Consider the following 19,104-nt stretch of genomic DNA (forward strand, 5'->3'; position numbering starts at 1 on the left):
TTTAATTTCCTCCAATCATTGTTAATGTCGGTAGTAATAAGATGAGATACATGGAAACGATGAGAAACCCAATTCCCATCAGGAGTATCGGTTGTATCCATTTGATTTTCTTTTCGATTCCTTTGGAAAATTCTTCAAGCATTTGATCTGCGTATACCTTTAGTTGAACATCCAACTGTCTAGTCTTCTCTCCTTCTAATACAAGCCAAATAAATTCTTTTCGAAATAGTCCTATTTTCTCAAGCGCACCCGAGAAAGATTCTCCTCGGACTAGTTCTTGTTCAATTTTTTCAGCAAGAATTTTTGAAAGGTTACTCGTTCCGTCCTTCTTCATTTCCGTAACCATAGTTAGAAGAGATTGCCCATTCCCTAAAAAATAAGAAAATTCTCTTGCATACAAAAAAGTGACATATTGTTGAACACTCTGTCCAACAATCGGGAAATGAATCAGACTTAGAAATTGATGATACGAATCCTTTTGTTTCCAAAAAGAATAAATAAGAAAAGAGAGAATCATTCCAACCCCAAGAATAACGAGTGAAATTTGCGGTAAATTTTGGAACCCTAGCCATATCCAATATAGAAATCCACTCTGCTTTAATTGTTCCTCTTGAATCATACTTCCTAACTGATCGAGTAATAATACTCGGATACAAAGAATCATCCCAATCACAAAGATAAAAAGAAAGGCTGGATAAATCATTGTTTGATGCATTTTTTTCTTTTGCTTTAGCTTACGGATTAAAAAATCTCCAATAGAATCACAAGCTGTCTCGAAGCTTCCAAATTGCATCGATAAATAAATTTGAGAAGTATGAGTTTCTGAAAAGCCAACCTCTCTTAAACATTGATCAAACCGATGTCCTTCACTCAACAATTTTCTCATCTGTTCTATCTGACTTTTCTGTGCATCAAATAAATACTCTAAAAATTTTAAGGACTCATCTAAACTAAATCCTTCTTGTAATAGATGAGACAATTGAAGCATGAATCTAGCTTGTATGTCCGCTTTCCATTTCTTAGATAATTTGATAGGTTTCGTAAGTTTTTTCAGTAATATATCCCAATGCATAAGCCTTTCTTAACACCCTATTAAAAGGATGAATCCTTTCTTCGTCTCTTTCGAACTGATTCTTGTTTAAAAAGTTCGAAATGTTACGATTCGTTTCAATTTCAAAAACCGTTCCTCTTTTTTCTCCGTTCGCTAAGTGATTGCAATAGATTTGGCATTCTTGCTGACACAGAGCGCAGTATCTTGGAAGTAAACGCTGTGAACAAATTGCGATAATCGTTTGTTCTAACATCGTCTTACTAACTCCAAGTTCTATTAGTCTAGAGATGACACCATTACAATCTTTAGCATGCACCGTCGCTAAAATTAGATGCCCTGTTAAAGCAGCACGAATAGCCATTTTTGCGGTCATTTCATCTCTGATTTCCCCAATGAGAAGAATATCAGGATGATGTCTTAAACAGCTTTTAATTAAAAGTTCGTAAGTAATCCCCGCTTTTTCATTAATTTCCGTTTGAAGAAACATAGGTTCATGATATTCAACTGGATCTTCCATTGTAATGACCTGTAACGTCTTTTCATTCATTCTTCCTCTAAGTAAGGAATACATGGTACTTGTTTTTCCAGAACTAACAGGACCAGAAAAAAGAATTAATCCACTTTTATATCTAAGAAACTGTTCTAATAATCTCCAATCCTTTGGGAAGTAGGTTGTCGCTTGGATAGAAGTATTCTCTTTTTTGGAACGATGTAATAGTCGAATAACCATTGATTCCTTTTGCTTAAAATTGGTAATAATAGATAATCGTAACTCAATGATTTGATGAACTGAGAATTCAAAAGTCAGTGACCCACTTTGAGGTCGTCTTCTCTCCCCAACATCCATCCCAGCTTGGTATTTCAAATATGAAATAAACTGTTCAGCAATCTTCGTTGAAACTTTCCTTAGTTCTTTTAAACCATTAACATCTCTTAGATAAAATACATACTCCTCTCCAATGGGCAATAAATGAATATCATCCAACTGGTGGGAAATAGCTTGTTTAAAGATTTCCTCGGCTAATTCATTCATTTCCATATCTCTTCCTCCACTCTTTGACTAGTCATAATGAGCTATGAAAAATGAAATGAAAAAGCCTCTCAAAATAAAAAAACGTTGAAGAAAATCTTCAACGTTTTTCTCTCTATTTAATTTTTTTCAAAGTTCCTAAACCGACTCCAAACATCGCACCTAATGCATCAATAAAAACATCTTGAATCAAAGGAGTTCTTCCAGGTGTGATTCCTTGATGGAATTCATCAGTAATTGCGTATAAAACGGTTATAAAGAAAGCTAGAAATTGAGGGAATCCTTTCTTTCGAACATGAACACTTAATCCTCTTGTCCATTGGTAGCCAATGAAAAAGTAAGCTAAAAAATGGGTTATTTTACGAATAAAAAATTCAACGAATTGAGCATAACCTAATGAAGGAATACTAATCGTTTGTCCCGCATATTCAAACTTAATCTTTGAAAGCAATTCTGAAAATGGTTGAGAGGGTAATCCTTTTTGAATCGTCGCTACTAAGGATTGATCTTTGTAGGGCATACTAGAACTAACAAATATTAGAACCATCGCTGCAATTGCTAAAGTAATCGCAATTGTTCCTTTAGTTTTTTTAGACATAAAACCTCTCCTTCTCTTAAACTTTCTCCATTATGAAAGACACTCTCCTTGAAGTCAAGTTTATTTTAAAAATCTTAAATTCGACAAATATTAACTAAAAAATAGATAAATATTCATATTGACGCCCAAAAATGAAAGCGTTACAATAAAATAAAAACCGTTTTAGGGAGGGTCATACAATGGAACGTTATACGCAGGATTTAAGTTTGTTAGTGAAACAAATTGAATTGCTTGAGGAGTAACAACAAAAACAGTATTTTTTCTATAATTTATTTTCTCCAGATCCTAATCCTTATAATAAGGCATTTGAAGAAATTATTGAGTATTTAATTAGTTCTAGTGAAGCTACTTTTTTAATCCATCATTTTGAAGATTTTTCTCATACTCTTTCTATCCAGCAACAAAAGCAATTTCAAAAATTGAATGATTATTATCTTCGTCATCAGTTTTCTACCCACTGTTTTCATAAGCCTTATTCTGAGGCTTTGTACACATTAACCGCAATGTGGATTAAAGGCCTTCGTGGAGAAAGCATCATTAATTTATTCCCTCACCTCAATCTTCTAAGAGAATTTTTCCATTTAAAATATCAAAAACAATTAAACATGAATGAAGTCAAATATATGGATGTTCTCAAATCCATATATGGAGTAGAACTTACTGAATTTTATTATCAGCATATTAAAGAAAGTAAAGCTTCATTTTTACGTTTATATAGAGATTATATAGAAACCTTTCCAAGCGAATACATTCCAATTCAACATTTACATTTGAGTAAAGAGGAAACTATGTCTGTGTTATACGATATTATCCGTATTGCACAATCCGTTATCTCGAAACAAAGCATCCTTATTAATTTTGGTCCAAATCCTTTCCCAACCATCTACCAAAATGAAGAGACGATTTATCTTAATCTAGGAATATTTACAGACTTTGTAAGTGCACTAAACCAATGTCTAAAATTACTAGGTGAAGTTTTTATATTAGATTATAATCATTCAGCAATAACAGATGATAAAAGTGAAGCAGAACAAAGATTTATGAAACACTCTATCATTGGCTTTTGTACACTTCTCCCCTTATTAACAGATAGTCTTACAAAAGTAATCGTCAATAGAATTTTCCCAGATAATAAAGGAGATTCTGCCTTCCTTGAAAAGATTCATGAAGAACTGACTTTCCATTACTTTAAAACAAACAAAATCAATAATAGTATCGAAAGTTATCAACCCCTCCAAGAAATGCTAAAATATTTCATCGAACTAGAAATTGAAGAAGAATGGTTTGATAAAAAATTTGATTCCCTCGATTTATCTCATCAATGGAATTTGCGCATTGAACAATATTTAAACAAAACTCCTCATTCTCATGTCGAGGGAGTTTTAAGACACTCCAATTGGACTAAAGGAGAAATTGGAGTTGCGTTTGGAAAATTATCTGGTTATTTTTCTATATTTTGTAGTGGTTTACCAAAAGAACCTTATGACCATCCTTTTTCAGAGTTTTTAGAACATTTTTCTGGCGGTAAACTTCGTTGGTGGAGACCAAACTATCAATTATACAGTAAGCTAAAAATGAACGAGGAATCCTATAAATGCTGCTGGGTATTTTTTAAACAAAAGATTAATCATTTTAGATAAAAATAATACCACATCAACTTATTTGTTGATGTGGTATTGTTTTTACAATCCTTTAAATTTTTTTGGACGATCTGTAGGGATTTTCGTAGCAGCATGTTTTTGTAACCAAACAATATGATACCATCGATTAAATTTGCAACCACAATTTTCAAAACGTCCACATTCTTTAAAGCCTAAATATTGGTGATAAGATAAGCTATTATTAGTTAAATACTCATCCTCTACTTCTGGCACCGCCACACAAGCGTATATGTTTTGATAGCCTAATTTCAATAATTGTTTTTCAAGTTCTGTATATAATAACTTTCCAAAACCTTTTCTTTGATGTTCTAGGCTGATATAAATACTAACCTCTGTTGACCAGTCAAATGCTGCCCTTTGAGAAAATCTCCCAGCATATGCATAACCAACAATCTCTTTCTCCTCCTCTAAGACTAAATAAGGAAAAGCCCCCAATGTTTTAGCAATACGCTCTTGAAATTCCTCTACACTAGGAACTACTTCTTCAAACGTTATGGCCGTATTTAAGACATATGGTGCATAAATTTCTTGAATATAACGAGCATCCTCTACTGTTGCAACTCTTATATTTGTATTACCCATTCACTGTTACTAATTCCACAGGAGGAACATTGGCTCCTTGTAGTAATTTTTGAATAGGACATACACGTTCAGCAGCCTCTAGAATTTCTTTAGCTAATTTTTCTTCCCTTGTTGGCATTAAAACTCGGACTGAAGGTAAGAATAAATACCCTTCTCCAACAGGATCTTTTGTTAAATCCACTTTCACTTCGACTCTACATTGATGTTCTAAATTCAAACCTTTTTCAACAATACCAATGGAAGCATTTAGACAAGTAGCATAAGCCAGTGCAAATAATTGCTCAGGATTGGTTCCTTTTTTTTCGCTTAAAGGAGATGAAATTTCGACTTCCCAATTTTTATCACCATTTCCCTCAATAAATGATTTCCCATTTAACGCATCCACGTTCACAGCTGTTGTAGTATAAATAATTTTTTCCATAAAATCACCCCTAATGTTTTTATGATTGAAGAATAGCACATTTGTAACAAAAAAAGCTATCATAACAACTTGTTACGATAGCTCTTTTGGGGTTATAACCATTCTCTATATTTTTTTATATATGCTTTTTTAACAACCGTTACGAGGAACATGTATCCTGCGATAATGAGAATTAATGCAAGGAAGTATAGCCCGTTTAGCGGTGCAAGCTTTAATGGTGCTGCTAGTTTTGTGTAAGGAAGAACCGTTACAACAAATAAAGCGAATAAAGAAGTCACTAGCAATGAGAACGCTGGTTTTGATTGTACAAATGGTAGTTTTGGCGAACGTAACATATAAATCACCATTGTTTGTGACCACATAGATTCAATGAACCAACCTGTTTGGAAAACCATCAAGAAGAATGCTGGATTCGTAGATGACGCATAACTGCTTCCAGTAATCATTGGTGCAATTCCAAAGAACATCACTGCAAAAGTAATGATGTCGAAGATAGAACTGGTTGGTCCAAACCAAGCCATAAATCGTGTGATAGAGCTTGCTGTCCATGCGCGTGGTTGTTTTAAGAAATCTGCGTCAACATTATCAAACGGTAATGCCACACAGCTTAAATCATAGATTAAGTTCAATACAATTAAGTGAACTGGTGCCATTGGTAAAAATGGTAAGAAAATACTTGCGAACAATACAGAGAAGATATTTCCGAAGTTTGATGAAACGGTCATCTTAATGTATTTTGTCATGTTCGCATAGACTTTACGACCTTCAATCAATCCTTTTTCAAGAACGAGTAAGTCCTTATCTAATAGAACAACATCTGCGACTTCTTTGGCAATATCCACGGCACTATCCACAGAAATTCCAACGTCAGCCACTTTTAGGGATGGAGCATCATTGATACCGTCTCCCATATAGCCAATCTTGTGACCTTTGCCTTTTAGTAAATGAATAATGCGTGCCTTTTGTTCTGGAGATAGTTTTGCAAAAATGGTTGTTTCTTCAGCAACTGCTGCTAACTCTTCATCGCTCATATTTTCGATTTCTGTACCAAGTAAGACTTTATCCACCGGTAGTCCTACTTTTTCACAGACCGTTAGCGTTACTTTTTCATTATCACCTGTAAGAATCTTCGTCGTTACGCCATGCTCTTTCAACGCTTGAATCGCTGGTGCTGCAGAAGGTTTTGGTGGATCAAGAAAGGCTAGGTATCCCATTAGAATCATATTCGATTCATCTTCCACTGTGAAGGAATAGCTAGTATCTTGATATTTCTTTTGACTCACCCCAAGGACGCGAAGTCCTTGTTCGTTTAAGCTGCTCACTGCTTCTAGGATGGATTCGCGAATTTCATCCGTAATTGGGTGAACCACATCTCCGTCTTTTACATGAGTAGAGATGCTAAGCATTTCTTCTAGTGCTCCTTTTGTTACGAGCACCGCTTCATCGTCTTCTTTCACGATAACGCTCATACGACGACGTTCGAAGTCAAATGGCAACTCATCAATCTTTTGGTAACGTGTTGCTAAATTTTGTAGATCTTCGTGTTCGTCGGCTTCTTTTTCTGTACGTGTAATGATGGCACGGTCTAATAAGTTTTTAAGTCCTGTTTGGAAGTAGCTGTTTAAATACGCAATTTTCAATACGCCCATATCTAGATTTGCGTGAATATCTAATGGGTATTCAAGAATAATTTCATCTTGTGTGAGCGTACCTGTTTTATCAGTACAGAGAATATCGATAGCCCCTAAATCTTGAATGGCATTTAATTTTTTAATAATGACTTTTTCTTTGGCCATGATCACTGCCCCTTTTGCAAGGCTGGCTGTAATAATCATTGGCAACATTTCTGGAGTTAATCCCACGGCAACACTTAAGGCAAATACCCCTGCTTCTAACCAGTCGCCGTCTGTTAATCCGTTAATCAAGAATACAACTGGTACTAAGACAAGCATTAAGCGAATCAAGAGCCATGAGATTTTATTCATTTCTTTCTCGAAACTTGTTTGTTCTTCGAAAGTATTAAGTGTTTTTTCGATACGACCAATCATCGTATCATTCCCTGTGACTAAAATAACTGCTAAAGCACTACCGCTGACAACGTTTGAGCCCATAAACACAAATCGTTCGCTCTCGAGTGCTTGTTTTTTCTTTTCTTCTTCATCTGGAACCCAGATTGATTTTTTCTCAACAGATTCACTTTCACCAGTCAAGCTGGATTGTTGGATAAAGAAGTCACGTGTTTCTAATAATAATGCATCCGCTGGTAACATGTCCCCAGCGCTTAATTTAATAATATCTCCAACTACTAAATCTTCAATCGGAACTTCCATCTGTTCGCCATCTCGAATAACCGTTGCTGTATTGACGATTAGACTAGATAAGTTACTAGCCGCCTTGTCACTTTTCATTTCTTGCACAAATCGAATCGTTCCTGACACAGCCACGAGCACCACGATAATGATGGAAGTTGTTGGGTCTGCTTCACCTGGTTTTGCTAGAATCACATTCGTGAATAATGAGATTACCGCAATCACTAATAGAATTACCGTAAATGGATTGATAATAGACTCATAAATCTTTTTCCAAATTGAATCTTCTTTAGCCTTTGTAATTTTGTTTTCTCCATATGTTTCACGGAGTGTTTCTACTTGTTCTTCAGTGAGTCCTTTTACAGATGTGCCTAACGCTTCTAGGACCTCTGCCATTGGACTCATTAGTGCTAAATCGAATCTTTCTTTTGCTGTTTTCATAGTCTTCACCTCGTTTTTAATTTAGGCGAAGCTCCGGGTGATCATCGCACTCTTCCCTTCGCTCTTTGATTTTTTTCGTTCGACTCTCCGGTCCTGGCATATGATCACCCTCTTTCTAGAAATTTTAGGCAAATGAAAAAGCACCTTGTCACAGCTTAGACGCGACAAGATGCTTACTAAATAAACAATTCTTATATTCTCGTCCAAGCTTTAACATCATGGAGCGATGAAATGACATTAGTCTCTGCCTTCACGACAGAGGCTGCTGACCAACGAATAGTGTCTCCACTATTTTGCGGTAGTCATCCGTATCTCCATGGTAGTCTCACCTACCGATTTACTATATTCAAGGTAACATTAAAAATGCTATTTGTCAAAGAAACGATTTCAAAAAACATGTATATTCGAACTTATTAGTAGTATAATGAAATAGAAATGGAGGGATTTCAATGAAGAAACTGATAGCATCATTCTTGATAGCTCTTACTTTAGGGGGCTGTTCACTTTTCCAAAAGAAAGAAGACTCGAACACAACAACTCAAACACAAACTCAATCCACAACTACTAGAACGTCCAGTACATCAACTACAAAACAAACCAAAACTAGTACTACAGCGGAACCTACTACTGTGGTTTCAACAACAATAGAACAAAAAGAAGCAACCGTACCAGTTCCAGAAACTGTATCTACTGAAAAAGTTGTTATCCCAGCGGAGCAACCAAAACCATCCTCAATGGATCTTCAAGCAATAAAACAAGGAGACTTCCGAAGCGTAGAGGGAACTTGGAGAAACTCAGCTGGTTGGGAAATTCACATCGACAAAGAAGGAAAAATTTCAAGTAGCCATGGTGATTTGAAAGTTGGAATTACTAAACAACAATACCAAGAAGGGCTTCTCAACTGGATTATGGTTCCGGAAAACAATGAGAATACTTTTGTTGGAGGTGCGGTATTCTCCTTCATTCCCCAAAATGTAGAATTGACTTATGGCTTACTTCCTGGTGAAAAAGATCAATCGGACATTTCAAAAGATCGTATTTTCGGGACACAAACAGTTACTGATGGCAAAACCGTTAAAAACATGATGTATTACAAAGTGGATTAATCTATATAGCACTGTATTCAACGAATGAATGCAGTGTTTTTTTAACACAGAGAAACGGATACCTCCTATTGGAAGTACCCGTTTTTTGTTATGGTTCACTTATAAATAAGATTTCTAGCAATCGTCCTCTTAATTCGTCATCTTCATGATGTAAGATATTAATGATTTCATTCGCATCTTTAGCATTGACTAATCGACGATATAAGTGTTCTTTCGTTTCGTATGGAAGGTGCGCATTCTTGAGTACTTGGAAGATCGCCTCGTTTCGATTTACCGTTTGTTTTTCGCCCACTGTAAACTCAACAGTCGCATTTTTATTTTCCAATTCAACGACAACATCTTGGCTTCCTTGAACATGAACACGGTGAATTCTGTTTACTGGAAGGATGCCTGTTTCCCCTTCAACAGTTAATTGGATAGTACCTAAATTCCAATCAACAGATAATGTCGTTACACAACGAGCGCCATCTAAGTCTTCCACCATATCAAATGAATGATGGGTTCCTGGGAAGACATACCAGTCGATAACTTCAGGTAAATCTACCCCCATATTCACACCAGAACCATCTAATGGAACAATCGCCCCTTCCTTGGCAAATACAGGAATTGATTCGATATCTCGATAAATATCAAGCACTACTTCTCCTGCATACTCTTTTCCCTTGAAGAAGTCGTACCATTTTCCTTCAGGGAACCATACTTGAACTTTTGCGGATTGGTAATCTTTGTTCATTGGTTCTGTGATTGGAGCAACCATTAACTCGCTACCGAAGAAGTATTGATTTGGCACACGGTAACTTTCTTCATTTTCAGGATAGAAATAGTACATCGGACTCACAAGTGGTGCGCCCTCTTCATGCGTTGCCACATTCATCGTGTAGAGATATGGAAGTAATTGGTGTCTTAGACGTAAATAATGCTTCATGATTTCTGCTGTATTCTTCGTAAAGAACCATGGTTCCTTACTATTAAATGGACTATTAGTACTATGAAGTCGTGTAATCGGACTAAAGACGCCATATTGTAACCAGCGAATTTGTAATTCTTCATCATAATAACCGCCCATATGTCCGCCAATATCATGACTCCACCAGCTATAACCAATATTAGACGCTGTTGATGTAAAATAAGGTTGGAATTTAAGAGACTCCCAAGTTATAAAAGCGTCTCCAGAAAATCCAACTGGATAACGATGGCTTCCTGGTCCAGCATAACGAGACAAGATTAATCCGCCATCTTTTCTCTTACAATTATCGACATAATGATAATGATTCAATAACCACAATGGATCTTGTACCCCTTGCGTTCCTTGTTGCCAGTCAATCCACCAGAAATCAACCCCTTGTTCTTCTAATGGATAATGAACATCTTTAAAGTAAGATTCTCTAAAACGTGGATCTGCAATATCAAAAATAGCAGCTTCTTCACTGGCTGCATCTAATCCTAGACGTTTTGCAACAGCTGGATACGCATCTTCATACGCTCGAATACCATCAGCTGGATGGACATTTAGAGAAAGTTTTAATTTCTTATCATGCAGTTTCTTTAATAATTTTTCCGGCTCTGGAATGAGTTCTCGGTTCCAAGAATATCCTGTCCACCCACTACCGAAGCGTTCTGGAATCTTCGTGATATGCCAGTCCATATCTAACACGCCCACCGCAAGCGGAACTTGTTCATCTTCAAAACGTTCAACGAGACTTAAATACTCGTCGGCAGTATACGCCCAATAACGACTCCACCAGTTTCCTAAGGCATAGCGTGGCAATAATGGAGTTGCACCTGTTAAATGATAAAAGTCTCTAATTGCTCCTCTATAGTCGTGACCATAAGCAAAGACGTAAAGGTCCACTTCGCTTTCTTTTTTGATAAAACCTTCTTTTTCGTCACTGATAAATCCATTCGAATCATCTAAAATGGCATAACCACTCTTACTAATAATACCATCTTCTAATTCTATAGCTCCGTTCGCTTGGTCAAGGGTTCTCGTTGTTCCTTTTAATGTTTCAATTGGTTCACCAAAGTACCATCGGCTTCCGAAAATAAAGAACTGACCCTTTAATGCAATAAATAGATTTTGATTATTGAATTCGCCTTTGTTATAGCGCAAACGGAAGAAGTTCGTATTAATATCTAATAACTCTGGTGTTTCTGTTGCTTCAACCTCTACCTCTCCAAAGTCTCTGTTTTGGATTAATTGCGTATGTCTATCTTCGAACTGCCCATTTTTTGAATATTCTAATCGAATGAGTTTATCTGTTAGAACGCTGATACGATAAAAATCTCCTTTAAAAATTTTCATCTTGTTTACCTCCATTGCTTAATTTATATGCCTTTTTAAACATTTTACTCGTTACTTTTACATTTAATAATGCCCAGATTGCAAATCCCCCAAAAGTGAAAACGTAAATTGCCGTCAATAATCTCTCCGGTGTATTCACACTCATGTACACTACAGCGCAGTTAAATAGAATCAATAGAATTGCTCGTAACGGATCTAAAATACAAACGAAAATGCTATTAATAACACTGGCTTTTAAACTATTTTCAAATAATCCGATATAGGGTAAGAGAATGGCAACGCCTAATATCACAAGCATTCCAACTGGCGCTAGAAGCAATAATCCATATCCATTCAAGAAGTTTGTATTCGAAAAAATACTGTAGTTCAAAAATAGTAGAACTCCAAGTAGCACGAGAGCTGCCCAAATGACAGTAGCTTGCTTAAAGTTGGATTTAAAAATGCGAAAATAATGATAAATAATATCTCCATCATCGCCCTTTAAAATCCGATGTAACATCGTATTTAGAGATGTCACAGATGCTCCCATCGTCACCAAAGGAATACTTGTGATAATAAATAATGTGTTCAATAGAATCAAATTGGTAATGAGCGTTAGCCCTCTAACGAGTGGCCCATCTATTCGAAATAGTTTTTGCAATGAAATCACCGTACCTATATGAGAAAAAGGAAGCGAGAAAGATTTTTCTTCAATCTCGCTCCCTCTACTCATTGTATTTTAAACGTTTCAGTTGGGGTATTAGTTAAATTGTGATTATTTAACTTCTTTTTGATAACGGTCATATGCGTCTTGTTGAATCTTGATGAATTCATCCAATCCCATATTTTTAAGATTTGCTAAGTAAGATTCCCATTCTGTTTCAATTCCGCCATCAACTACCCATTTAGAAGCTTGTTGTTTAACGTAAGAATTAATACTTACGTATAGAGAAGCTAATTGGTTAAGTTCTTCTTGAGAATAAGTTACATTAGGGTATGCTGGTAAAGCATATTGTTTTAATTCTTGGTCCATCTTCAATTTCAAACCGTCACCTTGAGTTTGGTCGATTTCAACACGATTGTTGATATCATCACTCACATACTTAGGTCCAAAGTCACGAAGAGAATTAATCCAAGCAAATTCATCGGCAGATTTACCGTCTTTTGGAGGTAATACTTTATATTTGTCGCCATCTTTTTCAGTACCAATTCCAAATGAACCATAGAAGTTTTGGATACTTGCATCATCAGTATAGAATTTATCGAACCATTGTAATAATTTAGCAGGGTCCTTAGCTTTTGTTGTCACTAACAATTCATTACGTCCATAGTTGTAGTGATCTGGGTCTGAAGAAACATACCCTTTTCCATCAGGACCTTTTATCGCTGGTAAAGGAACATATTCGCTTGCATGTAAGCCAAATGTAGCATCAGCAGTCCAACCACTTGAAACACCTACTCTAGATACTGATTTATCCATACGTTTTGCAACACTCATAGATGAATCTTCAGTGAAGATTTCAGGGTCAATTAACCCTTTCTTGTATGCTTCATGCATTGCTGCAATCCCTTGTTTATAACTTTCTTCTGTACGAAGATATACAGGTTTTCCATCTTTAACAGACATTTCATAAGTGTTATCTGCACCTAAGCGGTTATTAAATGGCATGATATAAGAAAATGTTGGGTCAAAGTTACCTGAACCAAATGGGATTTCGTCCGTTGGATCTCCATTACCGTTTGCGTCTTTATCTTTGAATTCTTGAAGAACTTTTACTAATTCATCATAAGTTTCAGGTACTTTTAACCCTAAATTATCAAGCCATTTTTTATTAATAAATAGTTGGTTTGCTACTGTCGGACGCATTGGTAACTTCTTAGGAAGACTATAAATATGTCCATCAGGAGATGTAATCATCGCTTTTAATCTTGGTTCTTTTTCCATTGCCTTCGTTAAATTAGGCATATTTTCTTTAATTAAATCTTCTAGAGGAATGAATAAAGATTGGTTTTGAGCAATTTCAGCATCCGTAAATGCGTTTGAACCTAAGAATGCATCAGGTAGGTCACCACTTGCAATTAAAACAGATTTTTTATCTGTCCAATCTGCTGCAATAAGAGTATCCCAGTTAATTTGAATACCAGCTTCTTTTGCAGAATCATCAATAAATCCTTTATGGTAATCTTCACCCCAGTCAGACCATCTAACTGTTGTAATTTTATAAGTATTCTGATCTGATTTTTCGTCATTCGACTTGGTTGTTGAATTTGAGCAAGCTGCTAGTCCAATAAGTGTAGCTGCTGCTAAAAACATATACTTCATTTTATTGATTTTCATAATATCTCTCCTATTCTTTTAGAGCACCAATCATAACACCTTGATTGAAATATTTTTGGACAAATGGATAAAGCAACATAATTGGAGCCGTTGAAATTACAATCGCTGCATATTTCATCATATCGGCTTTAATACGAAGCTCGGATGCAAGTTCCCCTGTTGCCTGAGATTGCATCATTTGATTACTAATTAATAATCGTCTTAAAATTAATTGCAATGGTTGCAATTCTTCTTTCGTTAAATAAATCAAAGCGTTGAACCAAGAGTTCCAAATACCAACTGCTGTCCATAAACCAATTACTGCAATAATAGCTTTTGATAAAGGAACCACGATTTTGAAGAAATAACGAATCGTTCCGCATCCATCAATTTGAGCGGCTTCCCACATTCCTTCTGGGATACTGTTATTGAAGAATGTTCTTGCAACGATGATGTTATAAGAAGATACTGCAAATGGAATCACCATTACCCAGAATGAATCGACAAGTCCTACACTCTTCACTGTTAAGTAGATTGGAATCAATCCACCTGAAACAAACATTGGAACAATGTAGAGAACGCTGATCCATTTTTTACCGAGTAGGTCACGTCTAGATAATGCGTATCCAGCAGGGATATTGATTAGTAGAGCAAATAAAGTCCCAACTACTGTATATAAAATCGTATTGAGATAACTTCTTAAGAACAGTGGTTGTTCAATTAACCGAAGGTATCCATCTAATTTCCATTCATGGGGAATGAACCATACTTTACCATTGGCTACATCAGCAGGATTACTAAAAGAAGCAATCACAACGAACCACAATGGGTATACGATTAATAATATTAACAAGATTGCAAAACCGTAAATCAATACGTCAAAAAACAAATCTGATTTTGATTTTCTTGAAACCTTAAACCATTTCACGGTAAGACCACCCTCCTTTTAAAATAGTCCTGTTTTGGTATATCGTTTAGAAAACCAATTGACAGATAAAAGAATGATTAAGTTGACTACAGTATTGAATAATCCGATTGCTGTAGAGTAACTGTATTGGAAGTTAATCATCCCAACTTTATATACGTAAGTCGAAATCACCTCACTTCCAGCTAAGTTCAATGGATTTTGTAATAGTAATACTTTTTCAAAACCGATACTCAATAAGCTACCGGCTCTTAAAATCAATAGAATCATTGCTGTTGGTAAAAGTAATGGCAAGTCAATGTTGAGAATCTTTTGTATACGACTAGCCCCGTCCATCGTAGCTGCTTCGTAATACGTTGGGTCGATGGCAGATAAAGCTGCTAAGTAAATAATGCTGTCCCACCCAATGTGTTGCCAAACATCACTCCATACATAAACGCCAGCAAAACTATCTGGTTTTGCTAATAAGTTCGGCATCGTCCATCCAAGTGATTTAAAGATATTAGCAAGTAACCCACTATTTGGTGATAAGAATAAAATGATCATCCCACACATAACCATTGTTGAAATAAAGTGCGGTAGATAGGTGGTTACTTGAAAGACCTTTTTGAATTTTCCTGTTCTTATTTGATTACATAAGAGCGCTAGTAAGATTGGTAATGGAAACCCCACGAGAATGCTATAAATTGAAATCTTTAATGTGTTCATCATCGTTGTTCCGAATTGAACTGATTTAAAGAATTGGGTGAAATATTTAAATCCTGCCCACGGGCTATTTAAAATTCCGTTAGCTGGTGAGTAATCTTTAAAAGCAATTACAAGCCCTAACATTGGGATATATGCAAACATTATAAGTAAAATAATTGAAGGAAATAGAAGCACATATAAAGGAATGTTGCTTTTTATTCTTCTTTTTTGTAATGTGGTTAAATCTTTCATAATTTCCCTCCTGTTTAAATATCTGTCATTATTTTATAAAATAAAACGCTTTCTTTATATCATTATTTCGATAAGAAGTATTCACTATTCAGACAATATTTCAAATATTTATATCACTTTTCCGACATCTTCTTAATTCATATCGTTTTTTGACAACTTTTGTGATAGTGTTATACTTGAGAAGTGAGGTAATAGTTATGAAACTACATAGTATTCTATCTAAAAGACATTCTTTTAAATTTTTCTTTCAAGTATTATTAGTCCTTCTTATCCTCATTACAGTGATTAGTCTCTTTGTCAGCAATGCCACAAGAGATTTTATTAAGAATCAAAATATTCAACAGTTGACGAGTTCTATTGAGATTTACGCCAATGGACTTAATGATGAAATGCGTTCCGTCGAACGCTTTTTGTATTCAACCATCACACACGATGAGGGATTAGAAGAGCTGAATGAGCCACAAAGTTACATGGATTATGAGCAAACCGTTAGAAAAGTACAGACAACTTTTAATGATTATGAATACCAACACGAAACGCATATGTCGTTTTTAGTAGCTACAGAAGGTACGCATCATTTTCTGAGTGCATCCACTCTCTATATTCCCTATCAAGATTACTTATATTTAAAAAACAATATCAATTCGTTTAGAAATAATACTGACGACCGTAAATGGCAACCCATTATTATTAATGATACGGAATACTTAATTAAAGTCGTTCATTATAAAGAGAAAACAATTATGGCAATTATCTCAGCAGATGACATTCTAACGCCACTTAGAAAACTAAATATCGGAAAAAAAGGACAAATATCATTAAAAGAGCCAAAGAATTTATCGCCTTCAACTCACTTGATTGAGGCTGATAGCGAACGGACTCAACTACCTTTTGATATTTATGTAGCAGTTGACTACACAGATGTATTTAAGAGCATCGTTCTTTTTGAAGTCTTGATCGCCATTGTTCCAATTCTCATTGCGATAGCTTCTCTTGTGTTGATTATATTCATTCGAAACAGAATGTTGAACCCGATTACACGTTTAACAGATCGTCTTTTACGCATCGATGAATCAACATCGATATATGACATTACTTCTTCTGAAGGGATTTTGGAAATCGATACTGCAAATGATAAATTGAGCCAAGTACTATTCGATATGCAAGAGTTAAAAATCCGTGAGTACCATGCTCAGTTGGAATTAAAAAAGGTCGAACTTAACTACTTAAAGAGTCAAATTCGCCCTCACTTTTATTTAAATATGCTCTCTATGATTCACAGTATGCTTCAAACGAAGAACTATAAAGAAATCGAAGAGTTAACTATTTTAACATCTGACTACTTACGATACCTCTTTATGGTGGATCAAGACTTCTCACCGCTCAAGAAAGAAATCCAACATATTAAAGACTACTTGGAGATTCAGCGCATTCGTTATGGGAATCATATCGATTTTGCGTTAACATTCGACGAAAGACTACACAATGCATTGGTCCCTTCTCTCTTACTTCAGACATTTGTTGAGAATACGATTAAGCACGGTTTCTCTTTCCAAGATGGAATCGTCATTAACCTTTCTCTTCAAAAACGAATAGTTGATGAGAAGCCTTATATTGAGATTTGTGTTAAAGACAATGGCCCAGGATTCTCGAGGGAAATTCTAAGCAAACTTAAAAATATGGAATCATTAATATCTGAAGACGGACACCATATTGGGATTACAAACGCGATTGAACGACTCAATCTTTTATATTCGAATGATTATACAATTACGTTTGAAAATAACGACACAAGCGGTGCCAGAATTGATGTTCTAGTTCCTTATAAAGAGTTGAAAGGAGATTCTAATGAATATACTACTCGTTGATGATGACTGTTTTATCATCGAAGCGTTACGTGAAAAAATCCGTTGGGATCGATTAAAAATCAATAACGTCTATGTGGCTAACAGTCTCTCTCAGGCTCAAGCAATCATTAAAGAAAATCCTATTCACCTAATGATTAGCGATATTGAGATGCCTCAAGGAAGTGGTCTTGAACTGCTCTCTTGGGTGAGAAATGAAAATTACGATATCAAAACTATTTTTTTAACGAACTATGCAGATTTCAACTACGCACAAAAAGCAATTGAATTGCAAAGTTTTGAATACTACTTAAAACCGATTAACTTCGAAAAATTAGAGTTTATTATTCAAAAAGCACTTGATAAGATTACAGAGCAGCGTCCACAGGCCTCACACGAAACTGCGTTCCAAACTGAAAACAATTTCTGGTTTGAATATTTAAGAAAACCACGCATTCACCGTCTGGAAGAACTGCAATCTGAACTTCTAAAGCGGAATTTAAATTTAAAGGAACATCAGTATTTTCTAACAGGCGTGATTACATTAAATATTAGTGAGGCAGATTACGCTCCGGAAATCCCATCATGGACCTCTCAATTAAGAAAGGTATTACAAGCCTTTTCTAATGAGAGGTATCAACTAGCAAGCATGTTTAAGATGGAAGGTCTTGTCGACCATTACGTTTGCTTCTTTAGAGTGGATAGTTCTATCAATAGTGAGGAATTTGCAAGAAAAATCCAACAAGAAATTCTGAATAAATTACATCGCAATTCAATTTTAACGTTCAAAAGTTGCTTCCAATGTAAAACTATTTTACAAGAGGTTAAAGAACTCTACTCAGCAACAGGGCAACAAGTTCCTTATTGGAATACTATTATCCCAGTTTCTTCTGACGTTGACGTTTTACAGAAAAAAGAAGTTGCAATCAACTCCATCACCTTCTCGGATTCATTAGACGAATCCGAATTAACAAAGAGTCTCTTACACTATATTTCAAACGGAATGATACCAAAAGTCATCTTACAAAAGTTATATCTGGACTGGACGCAACAAATCGGGATTTACTTAGACCAAAACGGGATTTCAGCACATAAGCTATTTCAAAATGCTCAGCATGATTTTCTATTCCAAAGAAAATTTCATTCGATTGAATCTTTTGGGGAATACTTCACTTACTATTGGTCTCATGCGAGAAATTTCGTAACAGATGCAGAGAATCAAAAAAATAGCATCCAACGTATCATCGAATATATCGACCATCACTACAAAGAAGACTTAAGCCGAAGCACTTTGGCTGATATGGTTTATCTTAGCGCGGATCACCTAGCTCGAATCTTTAAGAAAGAAACAGGTGAAACTTTGGTCAAATATATTACGGATAAACGCATCAATGCTTCTAAAGAATTACTATCAGAAACGAAAACGCCTATTGCACAAGTAGCCTCTGAAGTCGGATATGATAATTACTCTTATTTCACGAAAATCTTTAAAGAGAAAATTGGTGTTTCTCCTGGGGACTACAGAAAACAGCATACAGATTAAATAATAAAAAAGAGCTAGTTCAAATTGATATGTACCCAGATTCCTGGACACATTAA

The 19,104-nt window shown here is 35.5% G+C and carries 15 protein-coding genes and 1 riboswitch; of the genes, 4 read left to right on the plus strand and 11 right to left on the minus strand.

Annotated features, from left to right (window positions below):
- Position 1 precedes the first annotated feature (1 nt).
- The 3 genes from comGB to HMPREF3103_RS07595 all read right to left on the minus strand — a co-directional run bounded on the left by comGB (position 2) and on the right by HMPREF3103_RS07595 (position 2,679).
- Positions 2–1,072 carry a competence type IV pilus assembly protein ComGB gene (comGB, locus tag HMPREF3103_RS07585; protein ID WP_070438882.1) on the minus strand — a complete coding sequence of 357 codons (1,071 nt, stop codon included), beginning with the start codon at positions 1,070–1,072 and terminating at the stop codon, positions 2–4.
- Positions 1,020–2,090, minus strand: coding sequence for a competence type IV pilus ATPase ComGA (gene comGA / locus HMPREF3103_RS07590; protein ID WP_070438885.1), 1,071 nt, complete (start codon positions 2,088–2,090; stop codon positions 1,020–1,022). Before comGA ends, comGB begins: the two co-directional genes overlap by 53 nt.
- A 106-nt stretch (positions 2,091–2,196) precedes the next feature.
- Positions 2,197–2,679 carry a VanZ family protein gene (locus HMPREF3103_RS07595; RefSeq protein WP_070438888.1) on the minus strand — a complete coding sequence of 161 codons (483 nt, stop codon included), beginning with the start codon at positions 2,677–2,679 and terminating at the stop codon, positions 2,197–2,199.
- Between the two features lie 419 nt (positions 2,680–3,098).
- Between HMPREF3103_RS07595 and HMPREF3103_RS07600 the strand changes: the two genes are divergently transcribed.
- A complete protein-coding gene (locus HMPREF3103_RS07600; protein ID WP_148128824.1) occupies positions 3,099–4,319 on the plus strand; it encodes a gluzincin family metallopeptidase in 1,221 nt (406 codons plus the stop codon).
- Positions 4,320–4,361: 42 nt separating this feature from the next.
- Here HMPREF3103_RS07600 and HMPREF3103_RS07605 read toward each other — a convergent pair whose 3' ends face one another.
- The 3 genes from HMPREF3103_RS07605 to mgtA form a co-directional block, all read right to left on the minus strand.
- Positions 4,362–4,922 (minus strand): GNAT family N-acetyltransferase, encoded by a 561-nt coding sequence (locus HMPREF3103_RS07605; protein ID WP_070438894.1) that lies wholly within the window; start codon positions 4,920–4,922, stop codon positions 4,362–4,364.
- Entirely contained in the window at positions 4,915–5,343 is a 429-nt protein-coding gene (locus HMPREF3103_RS07610; RefSeq protein WP_070438897.1) for an OsmC family protein, read from the minus strand. Before HMPREF3103_RS07610 ends, HMPREF3103_RS07605 begins: the two co-directional genes overlap by 8 nt.
- Before the next feature lie 92 nt (positions 5,344–5,435).
- The gene (mgtA, locus tag HMPREF3103_RS07615) at positions 5,436–8,093 is read right to left on the minus strand and encodes a magnesium-translocating P-type ATPase (RefSeq protein WP_005605068.1); all 2,658 of its coding nucleotides are present in this window, start codon (positions 8,091–8,093) and stop codon (positions 5,436–5,438) included.
- Positions 8,094–8,281: 188 nt separating this feature from the next.
- Positions 8,282–8,437: riboswitch (M-box (ykoK) riboswitch) on the minus strand.
- Positions 8,438–8,542: 105 nt separating this feature from the next.
- Here mgtA and HMPREF3103_RS07620 point away from each other — a divergent pair.
- Positions 8,543–9,199, plus strand: coding sequence for a DUF6287 domain-containing protein (locus HMPREF3103_RS07620; RefSeq protein WP_070438900.1), 657 nt, complete (start codon positions 8,543–8,545; stop codon positions 9,197–9,199).
- An 88-nt stretch (positions 9,200–9,287) separates the two neighbouring features.
- On the opposite strand, the gene HMPREF3103_RS07625 is transcribed toward HMPREF3103_RS07620, so the two are convergent.
- From HMPREF3103_RS07625 to HMPREF3103_RS07645, 5 genes are all read right to left on the minus strand, one after another.
- A complete protein-coding gene (locus tag HMPREF3103_RS07625) occupies positions 9,288–11,501 on the minus strand; it encodes a TIM-barrel domain-containing protein (RefSeq protein ID WP_070438903.1) in 2,214 nt (737 codons plus the stop codon).
- Complete coding sequence (locus HMPREF3103_RS07630; protein WP_263090887.1) at positions 11,488–12,150, minus strand: DUF624 domain-containing protein; 663 nt, start codon at positions 12,148–12,150, stop codon at positions 11,488–11,490. Before HMPREF3103_RS07630 ends, HMPREF3103_RS07625 begins: the two co-directional genes overlap by 14 nt.
- 105 nt (positions 12,151–12,255) lie before the next feature.
- A complete protein-coding gene (locus tag HMPREF3103_RS07635) occupies positions 12,256–13,818 on the minus strand; it encodes a type 2 periplasmic-binding domain-containing protein (RefSeq protein WP_005605061.1) in 1,563 nt (520 codons plus the stop codon).
- A gap of 10 nt (positions 13,819–13,828) precedes the next feature.
- On the minus strand, positions 13,829–14,725 hold the full coding sequence (locus tag HMPREF3103_RS07640) for a carbohydrate ABC transporter permease (RefSeq protein WP_005605059.1): 897 nt from the start codon (positions 14,723–14,725) through the stop codon (positions 13,829–13,831).
- A gap of 18 nt (positions 14,726–14,743) precedes the next feature.
- Entirely contained in the window at positions 14,744–15,661 is a 918-nt protein-coding gene (locus HMPREF3103_RS07645) for an ABC transporter permease (RefSeq protein WP_005605058.1), read from the minus strand.
- A gap of 197 nt (positions 15,662–15,858) precedes the next feature.
- Between HMPREF3103_RS07645 and HMPREF3103_RS07650 the strand changes: the two genes are divergently transcribed.
- Both HMPREF3103_RS07650 and HMPREF3103_RS07655 read left to right on the plus strand, forming a co-directional pair.
- Complete coding sequence (locus tag HMPREF3103_RS07650; RefSeq protein WP_005605057.1) at positions 15,859–17,529, plus strand: sensor histidine kinase; 1,671 nt, start codon at positions 15,859–15,861, stop codon at positions 17,527–17,529.
- On the plus strand, positions 17,510–19,048 hold the full coding sequence (locus HMPREF3103_RS07655) for a helix-turn-helix domain-containing protein (protein ID WP_070438906.1): 1,539 nt from the start codon (positions 17,510–17,512) through the stop codon (positions 19,046–19,048). Before HMPREF3103_RS07650 ends, HMPREF3103_RS07655 begins: the two co-directional genes overlap by 20 nt.
- Positions 19,049–19,104 lie beyond the last annotated feature (56 nt).

Source organism: Granulicatella sp. HMSC30F09 (assembly GCF_001806915.1).
GTDB classification, from domain to species: Bacteria; Bacillota; Bacilli; order Lactobacillales; family Aerococcaceae; genus Granulicatella; species Granulicatella adiacens.

Bases quoted from the DNA above. Each gene is read 5' to 3' on its own strand.
- HMPREF3103_RS07645 (WP_005605058.1), bottom strand. From the start codon at position 15,661: ATGAAAGATTTAACCACATTACAAAAAAGAAGAATAAAAAGCAACATT.
- HMPREF3103_RS07625 (WP_070438903.1), bottom strand. From the start codon at position 11,501: ATGAAAATTTTTAAAGGAGATTTTTATCGTATCAGCGTTCTAACAGAT.
- HMPREF3103_RS07620 (WP_070438900.1), top strand. From the start codon at position 8,543: ATGAAGAAACTGATAGCATCATTCTTGATAGCTCTTACTTTAGGGGGC.
- HMPREF3103_RS07605 (WP_070438894.1), bottom strand. From the start codon at position 4,922: ATGGGTAATACAAATATAAGAGTTGCAACAGTAGAGGATGCTCGTTAT.
- HMPREF3103_RS07655 (WP_070438906.1), top strand. From the start codon at position 17,510: ATGAATATACTACTCGTTGATGATGACTGTTTTATCATCGAAGCGTTA.
- mgtA (WP_005605068.1), bottom strand. From the start codon at position 8,093: ATGAAAACAGCAAAAGAAAGATTCGATTTAGCACTAATGAGTCCAATG.
- comGB (WP_070438882.1), bottom strand. From the start codon at position 1,072: ATGCATTGGGATATATTACTGAAAAAACTTACGAAACCTATCAAATTA.
- HMPREF3103_RS07650 (WP_005605057.1), top strand. From the start codon at position 15,859: ATGAAACTACATAGTATTCTATCTAAAAGACATTCTTTTAAATTTTTC.
- HMPREF3103_RS07610 (WP_070438897.1), bottom strand. From the start codon at position 5,343: ATGGAAAAAATTATTTATACTACAACAGCTGTGAACGTGGATGCGTTA.
- comGA (WP_070438885.1), bottom strand. From the start codon at position 2,090: ATGGAAATGAATGAATTAGCCGAGGAAATCTTTAAACAAGCTATTTCC.
- HMPREF3103_RS07595 (WP_070438888.1), bottom strand. From the start codon at position 2,679: ATGTCTAAAAAAACTAAAGGAACAATTGCGATTACTTTAGCAATTGCA.
- HMPREF3103_RS07635 (WP_005605061.1), bottom strand. From the start codon at position 13,818: ATGAAAATCAATAAAATGAAGTATATGTTTTTAGCAGCAGCTACACTT.